Annotated in this window: 15 protein-coding genes; 5 read left to right on the plus strand and 10 right to left on the minus strand. The window is 66.6% G+C overall.

The genetic code is table 11. From position 1 onward, the window contains the following. Positions 1-32 precede the first annotated feature (32 nt). Positions 33-236 carry a hypothetical protein gene (locus ACS5Q0_RS00535; protein WP_473124645.1) on the minus strand — a complete coding sequence of 68 codons (204 nt, stop codon included), beginning with the start codon at positions 234-236 and terminating at the stop codon, positions 33-35. Positions 237-333: 97 nt separating this feature from the next. Beyond that, on the minus strand, positions 334-771 hold the full coding sequence (locus ACS5Q0_RS00540; RefSeq protein WP_473124646.1) for a host attachment protein: 438 nt from the start codon (positions 769-771) through the stop codon (positions 334-336). A gap of 151 nt (positions 772-922) precedes the next feature. Between ACS5Q0_RS00540 and ACS5Q0_RS00545 the strand changes: the two genes are divergently transcribed. Beyond that, positions 923-1,744 carry a MipA/OmpV family protein gene (locus tag ACS5Q0_RS00545; protein ID WP_473124647.1) on the plus strand — a complete coding sequence of 274 codons (822 nt, stop codon included), beginning with the start codon at positions 923-925 and terminating at the stop codon, positions 1,742-1,744. Positions 1,745-1,801: 57 nt separating this feature from the next. Here ACS5Q0_RS00545 and ACS5Q0_RS00550 read toward each other — a convergent pair whose 3' ends face one another. The 7 genes from ACS5Q0_RS00550 to ACS5Q0_RS00580 all read right to left on the minus strand — a co-directional run bounded on the left by ACS5Q0_RS00550 (position 1,802) and on the right by ACS5Q0_RS00580 (position 11,580). Further along, positions 1,802-2,185 (minus strand): 6-carboxytetrahydropterin synthase, encoded by a 384-nt coding sequence (locus ACS5Q0_RS00550; protein ID WP_473124648.1) that lies wholly within the window; start codon positions 2,183-2,185, stop codon positions 1,802-1,804. 39 nt (positions 2,186-2,224) lie between these two features. Next, on the minus strand, positions 2,225-4,648 hold the full coding sequence (locus ACS5Q0_RS00555; protein WP_473124649.1) for a putative bifunctional diguanylate cyclase/phosphodiesterase: 2,424 nt from the start codon (positions 4,646-4,648) through the stop codon (positions 2,225-2,227). 31 nt (positions 4,649-4,679) lie between these two features. Further along, positions 4,680-5,207, minus strand: coding sequence for a putative pterin-binding protein (locus ACS5Q0_RS00560; RefSeq protein ID WP_473124650.1), 528 nt, complete (start codon positions 5,205-5,207; stop codon positions 4,680-4,682). 241 nt (positions 5,208-5,448) lie between these two features. After that, on the minus strand, positions 5,449-6,393 hold the full coding sequence (locus ACS5Q0_RS00565) for a ring-cleaving dioxygenase (protein ID WP_473124651.1): 945 nt from the start codon (positions 6,391-6,393) through the stop codon (positions 5,449-5,451). 142 nt (positions 6,394-6,535) lie between these two features. After that, positions 6,536-7,972 carry a M20 family metallopeptidase gene (locus ACS5Q0_RS00570; protein WP_473124652.1) on the minus strand — a complete coding sequence of 479 codons (1,437 nt, stop codon included), beginning with the start codon at positions 7,970-7,972 and terminating at the stop codon, positions 6,536-6,538. A gap of 101 nt (positions 7,973-8,073) precedes the next feature. Beyond that, a complete protein-coding gene (locus ACS5Q0_RS00575) occupies positions 8,074-9,624 on the minus strand; it encodes a helicase HerA domain-containing protein (RefSeq protein WP_473124653.1) in 1,551 nt (516 codons plus the stop codon). Positions 9,625-10,077: 453 nt separating this feature from the next. Next, positions 10,078-11,580 carry an MDR family MFS transporter gene (locus tag ACS5Q0_RS00580; protein ID WP_473124654.1) on the minus strand — a complete coding sequence of 501 codons (1,503 nt, stop codon included), beginning with the start codon at positions 11,578-11,580 and terminating at the stop codon, positions 10,078-10,080. Between the two features lie 196 nt (positions 11,581-11,776). Between ACS5Q0_RS00580 and ACS5Q0_RS00585 the strand changes: the two genes are divergently transcribed. Genes ACS5Q0_RS00585 through ACS5Q0_RS00600 form a run of 4 tightly spaced genes read left to right on the plus strand, consistent with a single transcriptional unit; the run spans position 11,777 to position 14,838 of the window. Further along, positions 11,777-12,271 (plus strand): DUF1772 domain-containing protein, encoded by a 495-nt coding sequence (locus ACS5Q0_RS00585; protein WP_473124655.1) that lies wholly within the window; start codon positions 11,777-11,779, stop codon positions 12,269-12,271. Between the two features lie 25 nt (positions 12,272-12,296). Beyond that, positions 12,297-13,490 (plus strand): winged helix-turn-helix domain-containing protein, encoded by a 1,194-nt coding sequence (locus ACS5Q0_RS00590; RefSeq protein WP_473124656.1) that lies wholly within the window; start codon positions 12,297-12,299, stop codon positions 13,488-13,490. 56 nt (positions 13,491-13,546) lie between these two features. Beyond that, positions 13,547-14,299 (plus strand): phosphatase PAP2 family protein, encoded by a 753-nt coding sequence (locus ACS5Q0_RS00595; RefSeq protein WP_473124984.1) that lies wholly within the window; start codon positions 13,547-13,549, stop codon positions 14,297-14,299. Then, complete coding sequence (locus ACS5Q0_RS00600) at positions 14,296-14,838, plus strand: regulatory protein RecX (RefSeq protein ID WP_473124657.1); 543 nt, start codon at positions 14,296-14,298, stop codon at positions 14,836-14,838. Before ACS5Q0_RS00595 ends, ACS5Q0_RS00600 begins: the two co-directional genes overlap by 4 nt. On the opposite strand, the gene ACS5Q0_RS00605 is transcribed toward ACS5Q0_RS00600, so the two are convergent. Further along, entirely contained in the window at positions 14,835-15,383 is a 549-nt protein-coding gene (locus ACS5Q0_RS00605) for a GNAT family N-acetyltransferase (RefSeq protein WP_473124658.1), read from the minus strand. The two genes, ACS5Q0_RS00600 and ACS5Q0_RS00605, sit on opposite strands and share 4 nt — an antisense overlap. Positions 15,384-15,394 lie beyond the last annotated feature (11 nt).

Below are 15,394 nucleotides of genomic sequence, written 5' to 3' on the forward strand. Positions count from 1 at the left end.
TTCCGCGCGGACCCGACGGGCCGCACGATGCTCTAAGGCACCTCAGGCTGGGGTGTCGGATGGATCACCGGCCTGTCCGGCTCGGGCGGCTGCTCGGGGAGGGATGACGGAACGCTCGGCGCGTCCGGCTGCATGGGCGTTTCGGGCGGCGTCGGAATGCCCGGAACCGGCTCCGTCGGGGGCGGTTTCGGATAGAACTCGTCGGGCTGCGGGCGGCTGCTGGCAATCGCGGTCAAGGAAGCCTTCTCCTCATCGTTTCATCCGACAACCGCCCGGGAAGGCGAAAAGTTCTGAGCAGGGGGCCGGCCTTCGGCAAGCCCCCTGCGCGGCGCCTCAGGCGCGCGCCGTCAGATGCTGCTCGATTTCATAGACGGGATGCTTCGTCAGGTCCTTGTTCACTTCCGCGAGGATCTTCTGCTTCGCTGCATCCGAGAAGTGGGTCCGCAGCTGCGCCAGGGTGCGCGGGGGCGCCGCCACCACGATGGCTTTCACATCCGCACTCGCGCAGACGACATTGATCGCATCGGCGACCGTCGTGGCGAACCGACGCTCGGCCTGATCCTGGTGATCGGGCTGCTCGATGACATGGCGCTCGCCGCGGGGGCCGGGATTCTCCGCCCCCGGCGCCGGCGAATCGTCCGGAGCCTGAAGCACCCGCTCGACCTGGAGGTTCAGGTAGACATCGTCTCCCTGGTTCCTCAGGAACAGCGCCTTGCGCCCGTCGCTGACCAGAATCAATCCGTCGTGGGGAAGCTTGAGATCTTTGTTCACGGCTAATCTCCTTGATGCCGGACACCATTCTCGCTCGCCTTTCGTTCACCGTGCCTTGATCCAAATCATAGTGTCGGCCGCGGGACGGCTTGACCTCACCGGCGTTTGCCGTCAGGACGGAGCCCCGATCACGCACATACGGTGACGAACCATGCGCCTCCCGAAATCGCTCGCCCTTGCCACGTTACTGCTCGCAGGCGCGGGTTCGGTGTCGGCTCAGGCGGCGGATCCGTTCTTCACGATCCTGCCTGACAGTCCCACTGGCTGGATCGTGACGCTGAAGGCCAATCTGCAGGCGCAGCCCACCTATCCGGGCGCGGACGACCTGAGCTTCGTCGGCTATCCGTCCTTCAGCCTGCGCCGGGCGGGAACGGTCGAGCGCTTCAGCGCTCCTGACGACGGGGTGAGCTTCTCGTTCCTGGACGATTCGACGCTGCGCATCGGCGCGGTCGGCCGGTTCGTGGGGGGACGCTACTTGCAGGACGACAGGCGGCTCGTCGGCCTCGACAAGATCAACTGGGCAGTCGAGCCCGGCCTGTTCGTGGAATACTGGCCCGCGGACTTCCTGCGCGCCCGCGCCGAGATCCGTCACGGCATCAACGGGCATCACGGCTTCGTCGCCGATCTGGGCCTCGATTGGGTTCAGACCTACGGAGCCTTCACCGTCTCGGCCGGCCCGCGCCTGTCGCTCGGCGACGGAGAGTTCACGCGCACCTATTTCGGCGTGACGCCCGAGGAGGCCGCGCTGAACGGACAGGTCTGGGCTTACCGCCCGTCCGGCGGCATCACCTCCGTCGGAGCGACCGCGAGCGCATCCTACACTTGGTCGGAGCAATGGACGACGACGGCTTTCGTGACCTATAAGCGCCTCGTGGGCGATGCGGCGGACAGCCCGATCGTTCAGGAGTTCGGCTCCGAGAATCAGATCGGCCTCGGCCTCACCGTGTCGTATTCCTTCGGCGTGGGCCGGTAAGGTTCGAACGCGCGGCGCTCGAAGAAGAAATCTTCAGGCGCCGCACGTGGTGAAAATTCACGCCGCGAGATCGGCCGGCGCCGTCTCGCCGCGATAGATGCAGCCTTCCGACGACCCCGACATGCCGCGCTTGAGCTCGACCTCTTCGAGATTCGGGAAGCGCTCCTTCACCTTGCGCCAGATGTAGGTGGTGACGTTCTCGAGGGAAGCGACGCCGATCTCGGGATTGAGATCCAGGTTGCCATGGTCCAGGCCGGAACCGTGCTCGCCTTTGATCTCCTTGATATAGTTCTCCACGTCGTAGAGATTGACGGGCCAGCCATAGACCTCGTCGACCGGGCCGCCGAAGGTGAGCTTGACGATGAAGGTGTGCCCATGCAGGCCGGAATAAGGATGCACGGAGTGGGCGGCTTCGAACGTGAATTCGCAATAGGTCTTCATGGGTCCTGCTCCTGTCTGTGATGGGATTGACCGCTCGCGTCAGGCGACTTCCGCTTTTCGCTTCTTGGTCGCGAGCGTGTGAACGAGTTCGGAGGCAGGCTTGGGCCGCCCGAAGAAGTAGCCTTGCACCTCGGTGCATCCGGCCGCCGTGATCTGAAGGAACTGGTCCTCCGTTTCGACTCCCTCGGCGACGGTCGACATGCCCAGGCTGGCGCCCAGCCCCGCGATCGAGCGCACGATCGCCAGGCAATCCGCGCGGGAGGAGAGCTCGCGCACGAAGCTCTGGTCGATCTTGATCTTGTCGAAGGGGAAGCTGCGCAGATAGCTGAGCGAGGAATAGCCGGTGCCGAAATCGTCCATGGCGATGCGCACGCCCATGCGGCGCAGCTGGTGCAATGTCGCGACCGTCAGCTCGTTGTCCTGCAGAAGAACCGATTCCGTGACCTCCAGCTCCAGCCGATCCGGCGCCAGGCCGGAGCGGGCCAGGGCGCGGCTCACGCTCTGCACGAGGGTCTTGTTGCGGAACTGCACGGGCGAGAGGTTCACCGCGACCTTGATATCCTTGGGCCATCCGGTGGCCACCAGGCAGGCCTGCTCCAGCACCCAGTCGCCCAGGGGCGAGATCAGGCCGATATCCTCGGCTACCGGGATGAACTCGGCGGGCGAGATCATGCCGCGCTCGGGATGCTGCCAGCGCAGAAGCGCCTCGTAGCCTCCGATCTCGTTCGCGCGCACATTGACCTGCGGCTGGAAATACAGCTCGAATTCGCGATTCACGAGAGCCTTGCGCAGGTCGGTTTCGAGGAGGCGGCGGGCCTGCAGCTCCGCGTCCATCTCCGGCTCGAAGAAGCGGTAGGTCGCCCGTCCGTCGGCCTTGGCGCGGTAGAGTGCGAGGTCCGCCTGCTTGAGAAGCTGATCGGGCGAGAGATTTCCCTCGGAGGCGACGGCGATGCCGATGCTGGTCCCGATGACGATTTCCTGCCCCTCGAGATCGTAAGGCATGCTGACGGTCTCGACGATGCGCGTGGCGAGGGCCGCGCAATCCTGCTGATCGTCGATGGCGAGCTGCAGGATCGCGAACTCGTCGCCGCCGAGACGCGCAACCACGTCCTGCGGGCGGATGCAGCTGCGAAGCCTCTCGGCCACGAGCTTGAGAAGCGCGTCGCCCGTCTCGTGGCCGAGGGAATCGTTCACATCCTTGAAGCGATCGAGATCGAGGCAGAGAACCGCCATCTTCAGCCGCTCGCGCCCGGTTTCCGCGAGAGCGTGTTCCAGCTGCTGGCGGAAGAGCACCCGATTGGCGAGATCGGTGAGCGCGTCGTGATGGGCCATGTAGGCGATTTGCGATTCCGCCTGCCGGCGCTCCGTAATGTCCTCGTAGGTCGCCACCCAGCCGCCGTTGGACATGGGCTGATGGGAGATGGCGAAGGTCTGCCCGTCGGGCTCCTCGTGGATGAAGCCGAACTGCTGCCTCTTGCGCATGAGCTCCTGCTGCTCGGCCACGATGCCGCGCAGGGGCCCTGCCCCCTCGCAGCCCTGCGCCTCCGCCTGGCCGATCAGGTGGCCGAGCGTGACTCCGGGCTGCACGGTTCTGTCGATGCCGAAGAGTTCCGCGAAGCGCGCGTTGAAGACGATGATGTGCTCGGAATCGTCCACCATGCAGAGGCCATGGGACATGTTGTTGAGCGCGGCATCGAAGCGCTCGTTCTGCATCCTGAGCTCGTGCTCCTGGGCCTGCAGGGCTTCGTTGCGAAGCTGCAGTTCCTCGTAGGCGCTGCTGAGCGCCTTGTTGGTCTTCTCCAGTTTTGCGGAAATGTTCTCGAAGTTGTCGGCGTAAAGCCGCAGCTCGTTGTGCGCCCGCTCCAGCAGCCTGTTGTGCCATCCCAGCAGCGCCAGCAGGAACAAGCCGAAAACGATCAGTCCGGCCGCCAGGCTCGAAAACAGCCAATGCAGGCGGATCAGCTCGTGCTGATCCTGCTCGGCACGCTGTCCGCCGTAATGATTGGCCGCAGCCGCGAGGCCCGCGAGCTTGATCTCCAACGGCTCCAGCGCCTTGAGGGCCCTCATCGCGGCATCCGGCCGGTCCAGCTGATTGATCTCGGGCTGGATTTCCTTGAGCGTCTTATCCAGCTCCTGGGCCACGGTGAGCCATTCGGGAGCGGAATAGAGGAATTCCCGGAAATCGCCCGCAAAGAGCAGATTGGTTCGGCTCACGATGATGTCGTAGCGCAGCGCGACCTCATCGTGAGAGACCGTCGGATCATGAGCCGCGAAGGCGCTCAGGCGCTGCTCCAGCCGCGTGAACTCGTGCACGGCCTGCGCGGCGTGCCAAGGCGTGTTGTAGCGCGCGACATGTTTGAGCACATCCTGACGCTCGACGATGAGAATCGAGATGTAGGCCGCGGACACGATGAAGCCGGCAATGACAACGGCAAGCACCAATTTGAGCGTGCGCAGCGACAAGCCTAATTCTCCGAAGTGCCCAGAATTGGCGTTATTTCACGACGATTTTGGACACCTGCCACACCGAGCGGCCGTAATAGGTCTGGTGCTGGAGGTCGGGATCCGTATCGAAGGGATAGATGATGAAGATAGGGCCCTTGTCGCGGACGGAAATATATTCTCCGTTCACCTTGAGTGCGAGAAGAACCTTGTACTTTCGGACGTCCGCGACCGGGACGTCGCTGCTGTAGTCATTGAGGGCAACCACCATGAGGTGCTGGCCCGAGGCGCCGAGCCTGTCCAGGATCTTCGCGATCGGTATGCCTTCGAATTTCGTCGGACCCGCATACCACGGGGTCGAGGTCGTGAAGGTTTCCATGCCCATGGCTTCCAGCATGGGCCGGTCGAACTCCGCCGTGTCGCCTTTGTTAGTGACGGCAATCTTGCCCGAAATGGTCAGAATGGGCTTTTCCGTAGGCATGGGAAGCGACGCGGCTTCCGCAATCGTGGTTCCAAACCATGCCGAGAGCGCGACGAGCGCACATAAAAAAAGAGCTCTCGCTTTAAATTTAGACATCATCAGCCCCATCGTAGTGCTCAGTAAATACACGTTTATATGGGGTCTGGTAAAACTTTATTTATCCGGGAAGACGATGGTCTATACGGACGTTATTACGTAATATAGATCGATATACGATTGCACCTCGCTTATGGCAAGGTCCCGCGCCTATTTCCTTTTGGTCAATGACCGCGCCCATTGCCGCTGATCCGGACCGCCTTGCCAGGACGGCAAGGCGGCTTGGAACGCGACACGGGGGCTTTCACGCCGCCAGCGGCTTCAGGCCCGCCTCGATCTCCGCACGACGCGGCTCAAGGAAAGGCGGCAGCGCAAGACGTTCGCCGAGCGTCTCCATCGGCTCGTCCGTGGCGAAGCCCGGGCCGTCGGTGGCGATCTCGAACAGGATGCCGTTGGGCTCGCGGAAATAGAGGCTGCGGAAATAGTAGCGGTCCACCGGGCCACTCGACGGCGCGCGCAAGGTTTGCAGGCGCTCCCAGCATTCCTGATAGGTCTGCTCGTTCGGGGTGCGGAACGCCACGTGGTGCACGCCGCCGGCGCCCGGCTGCGCGAACGGCAGATGAGGCTCTACCGCCATGTGCAGCTCCGCGGCGGGCCCGCCCTCCCCCATCTCGAACACATGAACGGGGGCGTCGCCGATGCGGTATTCGCGCGTCGCCCGCATATCCATGGCGGCGGTCAGCACGAGGGCCGTGCGCTCCGGCTTCGGAACGGAGATGGTGATCGGGCCGAGGCCCCGGATCTGGTATTCCGCCGGAACGGGGCTGCGCTCCCACGGATGCGCCTCGCCCCGGCCGCCGTCGTCGACGAGACTCAGGCGCTGCCCCTCGAAATCCTCGAAGTCCAGGACGAGCCGTCCGTCGCGCTCGACGATCGGGTCATGCGCGATGTTGAGGGAGGCCAGGCGGTCCTTCCACCATTGCAGAGCCTTCTCGCCGTTCACGCGCAGGCCCGTGCGGCTAATGCTGTGCGTACCGCGCCGCTCGCGCGTCACGGGCCAGTCGAAGAAGGTGATGTCCGTGCCGGGCGTGGCCTGTCCGTCCGCGTAGAAGAGGTGATAGGCGCTCACGTCGTCCTGGTTCACGGTCTTCTTCACGAGCCGCAGGCCGAGGGCCTGCGTGTAGAAGGCGTGATTGCCGGATGCGTCGGCTGTGACGGCGGTGAGATGATGAATTCCGGTCAGTTTCATGGGAATGCTCCATGGGTGTTGACCGGAAGATAAGGCCGGGCCGGCCAGAGTTCGACCCGGCCACGCGCCAATAGCGTCTTGCCGAAATGCAAGGATCTCGGGCCCATACGGGCGAGATCCTTGCAAGTTTGTAGCCCCGTGATCAGGCAGCCTTGGCGCGCAGATCGTCCGGCGTCACCTCCGGCGGGATCGGGCAGACGTAAGAGCGTCCGCCCGTGCGCTCCTTCAGCTCCGCCTTGGCGCGGGCGATGATATCCGGATTGCGCAGGCAATCGGCCGCCGTGGTGGCCATGGCCTTGGCGGCGAGCACCATGCCCTTGTGAGCCGCAGGCAGGTTGCCCTGAGCGACGAGCTGCCAGGTGTGGAACGGGGTTCCAATGGCGAAGCAGGCCGTATGGCATTGCACGGTCGGGACGATCCAGCTCACGTCGCCCACATCGGTGGTGCCCATCTGGACCTCCTCCCGGGTCGGCATGGAGAGAAGCCCGTCATGCAGCACCTCGGCGGCGAGCGACCGGTCGTGCGGGGTGACGCTCGCGAGGATCTCCTCCCGGGTGAGCGCCGTCTTCTGCAGCTCTCCGGCGAAAACATAATCCCTGTCGTCGAAGCCCGGGCCGCCGAGACGCTTCATGTTCTCGTACATGACCTCCTGCAGCACCTTGTTGGGCACTACGTTCGACGTCGCATCCGTGATCTGCACCGTGAAGGACGTTTCCGTCATCAGGGCCGCGCCCTGGGCGATCTTCTTCACGCGCTCGAACAGGCGCTCCGCATCGGGCAGATGCGGCGAACGCACGAGATAGAGCGATTCCGCATAGGCCTGCACCACGTTCGGCGCATCGCCGCCCGTGTTGGTGATGGCGTAATGCACGCGCGCGTCGGAGGGCATGTGCTCGCGCATGTAGTTCACGCCCACGTTCATGAGCTCCACCGCGTCGAGCGCGCTGCGGCCTACATGGGGAGCGGCCGCCGCATGGGCCGCGCGGCCCGTGAAGCGGAAATAGGCCTGGATGCAGGCGAGCGACGAGGTGGTCTGCACCTCGTTGACCACGCTCGGATGCCAGCAGAAGGCGGCGTCGAGATCGTGGAAGAGCCCTTCGCGCGCCATGAAGGTCTTGCCCGAGCCGCTCTCTTCCGCCGGACAGCCGTAATAGCGCACCGTCCCGGCGATGCCTTCCGCCTCCAGCGCGTCCTTCAGAGCCACCGCCGCGAGCGCCGAGCCGGAGCCGAGGAGATTGTGCCCGCAGCCGTGGCCGGGCGCGCCCTTCGTGGTCGGCCTGTGCTCGGTCACGCCCGACACCTGGGCGAGATCGGGCAGCGCGTCGAACTCGCCCAGGATCCCGACGACGGGACCGCCGCTGCCATATTCCGCGATGAAGGCGGTGGCCATGCCGCCCACGTTTTCCGTGATGCGGAAGCCCTCGCGCGCGAGCATGGCGATCTGCTCGGCGACCGAGCGGTGCTCCTCGAAGGCGAGTTCCGGCATCGCCCAGATGCGGTCGCTCAGGGCGCAGTAATCGGCGGCCTTCGCTTCGACGCGACGGGTGATTTCATCGAGGCTCAAGGGATCGTTCTGCATGGGCATGCTTCTCGTTTTTATGACGTTGGGTCTTTTAGCGCTGGGGAAGGCTACACGGAAGACGTCTGGCGCTCATGGCTCCTCCCGCGCGGGAGAAGGGTCTACCCCGCTGCGAACAGATCCCGCGTGTCCGGCGTGGAGACCGGTTCCTCGAACGCGTTCGGGTCGCCCGGTCCCGTCTCCCATCCGAGATCGGGGAGCGCGATGATGCGCAGGCCCCGCGGGTCGTTGCGGGTCACGACGATGTTGCGGGTCTCCATATAGGCGATGAGGCGGCGCGCGCGGCCGGGCGACCGGCTGCCGCAGGCGCGGGCGATCTCGCCGTCAGGCGGGCAGGCGGAGCCTTCCATCGCCGCGCGGGCGATGAGCAGATAGACGCCCTGGATATCCTCCTCGAGCGCCCCCGCGAAGGCGACGGCGCGGTCCCATTCGGTGCCCTCGGCCGTGGCGGTGTCGACGCCGGCGCGCGCGACCGCGAGGCGGCGGCGGAAGGTGTTCAGGTTCAGGGGCTCGCCGGAGATGCGGCGGATGCGGCAACGCACGAGGAAATCCTGATAGAGCACGGCCACGGACCGGAAGGCGGCCTCGGGATCGTCCAGAATCTCGCGCAGGATCGCGTCGAGCGCGGCCTCGCGCTCGGCCTTTGTCTCCTCCGTGACCTCCTCGGCCTGGGGCTCCGGCGCCGCCGCCGCGCGGGTGCGGGCGAGCTGGGCCAGGAGATCGTTGGTGGAGGGCGCGGGCGGCGGAGGCGGAGCGCGGCGCGGCAGGACCGGGCGGGCGGCCATCTCGTCCTCGCCCGGCGTGAAGATGAGGTCGCGCGCATCCGCCTTCGGCTGTTCGGGCAGCGGCATGAGCTTGAAGGAACCCGAGCGGGCGGCGGTTTCCACCTCGCCGATGCGGATCGGCAGCGGACGGCGCGAGAGCGCGGGGCCGAGCGCCACGAAATGGCCGCGCTCGAGATCGCGGAACATCTCGGCCTGGCGGCGCTCCATGCCCAGAAGGTCGGCGGCGCGGGCCATGTCGATGTCGAGGAAGGTGCGGCCCATGAGGAAGTTCGAGGCTTCCGCCGCCACGTTCTTGGCGAGCTTCGCGAGGCGCTGGGTGGCGATGATGCCCGCAAGCCCGCGCTTGCGGCCGCGGCACATGAGGTTGGTCATCGCGCCGAGCGAAACTTTTCTGGCCTCGTCCGACACCTCGCCGGCGGCGGCAGGCGCGAAGAGCTGCGCCTCGTCCACCACCACGAGCATGGGATACCAGAAATCGCGCTCCGCATCGAAGAGGCCGCCCAGGAAGGCGGCGGCGCAGCGCATCTGCGCCTCGGCGTCGAGGCCCTCCAGGCTCAGGACCACCGAGACCCGGTGCTGGCGCACCCGGGCGGCGATGCGCTGGATGTCGCCCTCGGAGCGGGAGGCATCCACCACCACATGGCCGAACTTGTCGGCGAGCGTGACGAAATCGCCCTCCGGGTCGATGACGGCCTGCTGGACGAGGGACGCGCTCTGCTCGAGAAGGCGGCGCAGGAGGTGGGATTTGCCGGACCCGGAATTCCCCTGGACGAGCAGACGCGTCGCCAAAAGCTCTTCCAGATCGAGCTGAGCCCTCTGTCCTCCGGGGGCGGAGGAAACCGCCCCCATGTCGATGCCGACCTTCATCAGCCTCCCTCGTCCATGTTCGAAATTCGTTCCGGTCCTAGAGCATCGGACCCGAAAGGGGAATGCCCTTTCGGGCCCGCCTCTCCGCACGATGCGCTAACACGGCAAAGCTCCCGAAAGTGTCCGCCCCGGCGCACTCCTCCACAGCCTTGCGAGGCTATCCCCAGGCATGACGCCGCAGGTTTGACGGAAACCGGCCACGTTTCCGGCCACGACCAAGGCCAAGCTGAGATTTTCGCGCAAGCCGTCCGGAGGGACCCATGCCGCCCGATCTCATGGCGAACGTCCTGGCTCCCGGCGTTCTTCCCTCCGTTCCCGACGTGCCGGTCCTCGGAGCGCTCGGCCGCCGAGCAGCGGGCCCAGGCCGTTTTCGAAACGACCGGCCTCATTCTCGTGCTTCTGATCGTTCTCGCCGCCGCGTGGATCCTCATCCGAAACCGGATTTGAGCTCCGCTAGTCCGCGATAGCCGCCTCCGCCGCCTTCACGGCGCCGCCGCGCAGGGGCCGCTCCTCCATGGCGAGCAGGAAGGCCAGCGCCAGGCCGAAGCCCGCGACGGCCGCGGCAAAGACGTAGGCGAAGATATCGGCGAGATCGACGCCGCTCTGCGCCGCCGCGCCCGCCAGGGTCTCGAAGCTCGCCGCGCCCGAAAGCCCCGAGCCGCTGAGCACGATGGCGCCGAACACGGCGACGATGAGCGCGCCGCCGAGGGAACGGAAGAAATTGGCCGTGCCCGTCGCGGTGCCGAGCTCGTGCGGCAGCACCGCGTTCTGGATCGCGACCGTGGAGACCGGGAGCAGCGTGCCGAGACCGATGCTGATGACCGCGAGCAGCACCTCCACCAGGGCGAGCGGCAGATTGTGCGCGAAAGCCGCGAGCAGGCCCGTCGCCACCATGGCAACGAACAGGCCGATCATGGGCATGCGCTTGTAATGCTTCACCTTGGCCATGCTGCGCCCGGAGACCGTGGCGCCGCAGACGGTTCCGACCATGAGCGGAATGAGCGCCAGCCCCGATACGGAGGCCGAGAGCCCGCGCACGGCCTCGAAATAGACCGGCAGGTAGATGGTGAGCCCGATATAGGTGCCCATGCCGAAGCAGGCGGAGAGCACGCCCATGCGCACCACCGGATTGTGCAGCACGCCCGGCGGGATCAGCGGCTCCGGCGCAAGGCGCATGCGGATCGCGAACAGGCCCCACAGGACCAGGGAGCCCAGGACGAGACCGAAGATCGGCAGGGACAGCCAGGGATAGCGCAGGCCGCCCCAGCTCAGAGCCAGGAGCAGCGAAACCGTCGCGCCGACGAGCAGCAGGGCACCGAGGAGGTCGAGCTTATGCGGGCGGTCGTGGCGCGGCAGCTTCTTGAGGCTGTGGAAGACGAGGAAAAAGGCGATGAGGCCGAGCGGCAGGTTGATCCAGAAGATCACCGACCAGTGGAGATGCTCCGCGAAGAACCCGCCGAGCACCGGGCCGACGAGGCTCGCCGTCATGAAGACGCTGGCGAAATAGACCTGATATTTCCCCCGCTCCCTAGGAGCCACGATATCGGCCACGATGGTCTGGGCGAGGGCGATCAGGCCGCCTCCCCCGAGCCCCTGGAGGCCGCGCGCGAGGATGAGCACGAGCATGTTAGGCGCTGCCGCGCAGGCGATCGAACCGAGAATGAAGATCACGATGCCGATCAGCATGGTGCCCCGCCGGCCGTGGCTGTCGCTGAACTTCCCGTAGAGCGGCGTGACCGCCGTGGACGTCAAAAGATAGACCGTCACCACCCAGGGCAGGTGCTCCAGGTCGCCGAGTTCGCGGCCGATGGTGGGAAGCGCCGTCGCGATGATGGTCTGGTCGAGGGCCGCCAGCAGCATCGCGAGCATGATGCCGATGATGATCGTGCGGATCTCGGCATGGCTCAGGGCCGGAGCTGCATGGCCTCTCGCGGCCTGGGGGGCTGGCTGGTCCATCTTCATCCTTCGCGGTTGGGCTCGCCCGTCTAAGAGATCGGCGCGGGTTTGTCTCAAATCCTATTGCAAGGCAGATATGCGCCGGAAGTGGCTGTGCGCCGAATCCGAGCACCCCGCAGGAGCGACGACGGCCGCCGGAGAGAACGGTTCCCGCAATGGGGTGTTTCCCACGGGGTTTCGTGAAAGGATCGGCGCGATGCTTCGACTCTGGAGCCTTGTGGCTCTCACCCTGGCGGCCCTGAGCCTGGGCCCCTCCTTCGCCCATGTCCTGGAAGCGCCGCCGCGCCTGACCGTGTGGCCACCGGAGCTGTGGCGCGAGGCGACGGTCTTCAACGGCCAGTTCGCACTCTTCGCCCTCATCGGCGGGCCTCTCGACGTCGCGGCGATCGCAGCGACGGGCGTTCTGGCGTTTCTGCTATGGCACGACCGCGGCCGGCGGCGGCCGGCCCTGGCGGGCTGTCTCCTCTTCTCGCTGGGCCTCGCCCTCTGGTTCGGCTGGGTCCGGCCTGCGAACGAAGTGCTCGCCACATGGCAGCCCGGCCCGGTGCCCGAAGACTTCGTCGCGATCCGCAACCGGTGGGAGACGGGGCACATGGCGGTCGCGGCCCTCAAGCTCGCCGGCTTCATGGCGACGGCGCTCGCGGTCGCGCCGCGCACAAGGCCCTTGCCGGAAACGCCGCGGTCACGTTAGCTGGACGCCTGTTTCGATCGACCTCATGACCGCCCGCACAAAACTCTCCCTCGCCCAGGCCCGCCGCATCGCCCTCGCCGCCCAAGGATTTCACGAGGCGCGGCCGGACGGCGCGAGTGCCCGCCATGTGAAACGCCTGCTGAAACGCTCGCACCTGCTGCAGATCGATTCGGTGAACGTGCTGGTGCGCGCCCATTACATGCCGCTCTTTTCCCGGCTCGGAGCCTATGACCGGGAGCTGCTCGAAAGGCTCGCCTATCATCCGAGGAAACGGGAGACGTTCGAGTATTGGGGACACGAAGCCTCGCTGATCTCCCTCGACCTCCACCCCCTGTTCCGCTGGCGCATGGCGCGCGCCGCCAGGGGCGAGGGCATCTATGGCGGGCTCGCGCGATTCGGCCGGGAGAAGCGCGCCTTCATCGAGGAGGTGCGGCGGGAGATCCAAACGCAGGGGCCGATGGGCGCGGGCGACCTCTCCATCGGCGGCAAGGGCCAAGGCGCCTGGTGGGGCTGGAGCGACGGCAAGCGCGCCCTCGAATGGCTGTTCTGGGCCGGAGAGGTGACGACCGCGACGCGGCGCGGCTTCGAGCGCATCTACGACCTTCCGGAGCGGGCCCTGCCGTCCGAGGTGCTGAACGCGCCCACGCCCGCCGAGGACGAAGCGCAGCGCGAGCTGCTGAGACGCTCGATCCAGGCGCTCGGCATCGCCACCGAGCGCTGCCTGCGCGATTATTTCCGCCTGGAGGCCCAGGACGCGAAGGCCCGCATCCCCGAGCTCGTGGAGGCGGGCGATCTCGTTCCGGTCACCGTCGAAGGCTGGAGCGGGCCAGTCTATCTCGATCCGCAGGCGAGATTTCCGCGCCGGATCGAGGCGCGCTCCCTCGTCTCGCCCTTCGATCCCATCGTCTGGGAGCGCACGCGCACGGAGCGCCTGTTCGATTTCCGGTACCGGATCGAGATCTACACGCCCGCCGAGAAGCGCGAATTCGGCTATTACTGCCTGCCTTTCCTGCTCGGCGAAAGCATCGTCGGCCGCGTGGACCTCAAGGCGGACCGCGCCAGGGGCGCTCTCGTCGTCCACTCGATCCATCCCGAAGCCGGCGTGACGCCGGACGAGGTCGCCCCCGCTCTCGGCGACGAGCTTCGCCTGATGGCCGAATGGCTGGCGCTGACCCGCATCGACGCGCCAAAGGGATGGCGCGGACGGCTCGGGCTTTGACCTTGAGGTTTGGCATGACCTCGCCGGATCGCCGCCCGCCCCTATTTCCGGCGGGCATGAACAGATACATCGCCCCCGTCAGGAGCCTGTGGCTTCGCTTCCGGCTGAACGAAATCGGGCCGCTCGTCTCCATGGCCGCCTGCGGCCTGTTCGCCTGGGCCTTCATCGCCCTGGCCGGCGAGGTTCTCGAGGGCGAGACCCATGCCTTCGACAGCACCATTCTGCTGGCCCTGCGCAATCCTCAGAATCTCGCCGATCCCATCGGCCCCGGCTGGCTGGAGGAAGCCGCGCGGGACTTCACGGGACTCGGCGGCTACGCGATCCTCACGCTGCTGACGGCGGCGGCGGTCGCCTATCTGCTGATGGCGGGAAAACGCGCCGCCGCCCTGCTCGTGCTCGTCTCGGTCGTCGGCGGCGCGCTCCTCTCGACGGGCCTGAAGCTCGGCTTCGAGCGGCCCCGGCCCGACCTCGTTCCGCATGCGACGCGGGTCTACACCGCGAGCTTCCCGAGCGGCCATGCCATGCTGTCGGCCATCACCTATCTGACACTGGGCGCTCTCCTCGCCCGGGTGGAGAAGAGCCGCCGCATCAGTGCCTTCATCATGGGGCTCGCCATCGTCCTGACCCTCCTCGTCGGAGCGAGCCGCGTGTATCTCGGCGTGCACTGGCCGAGCGACGTGCTCGCCGGCTGGGCCGTCGGCGCGGCCTGGGCCTCCCTCTGCTGGTTCGTGGCTCTCCAGTTGCAGCGCAAGGGTCAGGTGGAGAAGCCGGGCGAGACCTCCCTTCCGCCCGAGGCCGACAAGGTATGACGGACGACAAGCCCGTCCGGAAGCCCCCGAGAAAGGTCACGCCCGCCTATCTGCAGCGGGCTGCGCTCGCCTATCTCGAACGCTATGCCTCCTCCGCCGAGAACCTGCGCCGCGTCCTGAAGCGCAAGGTCGACAAGCGCTGCCGCCTGCGCGGCGAGGATCCGGCGGAGTTTCAGGAGATGATCGACGAGGTGGTGGCCAAGAGCCTGCGCACCGGCCTCATCGACGACACGCGCTACGCGCAGGCGCGGGTGGCCACCCTGCGCCGTCGCGGCGGCTCGGCGCGCGCCATCCAGGCGAAGCTCTCGGCCAAGGGCGTCGACCGCGGCACCATCGCCGCGGCGCTCGACGACGGCGAGGAGGACGACGAGGAGAAGGCGGCCCACGCCTTCGCCCGCCGCCGCAGGCTCGGCCCCTATCGCCCCGGAGAGCGCGCGCCCTACCGCGACAAGGACCTCGCGGCCATGGCCCGCGCCGGGTTCCGCTTCGACGTGGCGCGCAGCGTCGTCGACGGCGAGGGCGACGATCCGGAAGCCTAACCCTCCGGATTGTCCCGCACGAACATGATCATCGGATGATCCTTGTAGGTCGTGCGCAGCAGCTCGCGGTATCCGCATTTCTCGGCGACGCGGATCGAGGGAAAGTTGTCCGGGTCGATGATGCAGACGGTCCTCTTGCCTTCGAAGTGGGCGTCGCCCCAGGCGATGGCCGCGCGCACGGCCTCGGTGGCGTAGCCCCTGCCATGAGCGCGCGGCGCGATCATCCACCCGACCTCCGGCATGCCGTCGAACGAGGGCTCGATGTTCCGCTTGAAATCGGCGAACCCGACCTCGCCGAGGAAACGGCCGGTGCTCTTTTCCTCGACCGCCCAATAGCCGAAGCCCATGAGCGCCCAATGCCCCACGTAGCGAACGAGGCGGCCCCAGATTTCCTCCTGGGTGAAGGGCCTGCCGCCGATGAAGCGCGTCACCTCCGGATCGCGCCAGAGCGCGAGACTTTCCGTGAAGTCGGCGATGCTGTGCGTGCGAAGGAGGAGCCGCTCCGTCTCGATCGTCGGGGCGGCGGAATGGGAGGATATGGACATCGGATCAATCT

The sequence above is a fragment of the Microvirga sp. HS2 genome (genome assembly GCF_055792805.1).

Coding starts and splice junctions, on each gene's coding strand:
- ACS5Q0_RS00545 (WP_473124647.1), top strand. CDS start 923: ATGCGCCTCCCGAAATCGCTCGCCCTTGCCACGTTACTGCTCGCAGGC.
- ACS5Q0_RS00580 (WP_473124654.1), bottom strand. CDS start 11,580: ATGGACCAGCCAGCCCCCCAGGCCGCGAGAGGCCATGCAGCTCCGGCC.
- ACS5Q0_RS00560 (WP_473124650.1), bottom strand. CDS start 5,207: ATGATGTCTAAATTTAAAGCGAGAGCTCTTTTTTTATGTGCGCTCGTC.
- ACS5Q0_RS00600 (WP_473124657.1), top strand. CDS start 14,296: ATGACGGACGACAAGCCCGTCCGGAAGCCCCCGAGAAAGGTCACGCCC.
- ACS5Q0_RS00550 (WP_473124648.1), bottom strand. CDS start 2,185: ATGAAGACCTATTGCGAATTCACGTTCGAAGCCGCCCACTCCGTGCAT.
- ACS5Q0_RS00575 (WP_473124653.1), bottom strand. CDS start 9,624: ATGAAGGTCGGCATCGACATGGGGGCGGTTTCCTCCGCCCCCGGAGGA.
- ACS5Q0_RS00605 (WP_473124658.1), bottom strand. CDS start 15,383: ATGTCCATATCCTCCCATTCCGCCGCCCCGACGATCGAGACGGAGCGG.
- ACS5Q0_RS00590 (WP_473124656.1), top strand. CDS start 12,297: ATGACCGCCCGCACAAAACTCTCCCTCGCCCAGGCCCGCCGCATCGCC.
- ACS5Q0_RS00595 (WP_473124984.1), top strand. CDS start 13,547: ATGAACAGATACATCGCCCCCGTCAGGAGCCTGTGGCTTCGCTTCCGG.
- ACS5Q0_RS00570 (WP_473124652.1), bottom strand. CDS start 7,972: ATGCAGAACGATCCCTTGAGCCTCGATGAAATCACCCGTCGCGTCGAA.
- ACS5Q0_RS00585 (WP_473124655.1), top strand. CDS start 11,777: ATGCTTCGACTCTGGAGCCTTGTGGCTCTCACCCTGGCGGCCCTGAGC.
- ACS5Q0_RS00565 (WP_473124651.1), bottom strand. CDS start 6,393: ATGAAACTGACCGGAATTCATCATCTCACCGCCGTCACAGCCGACGCA.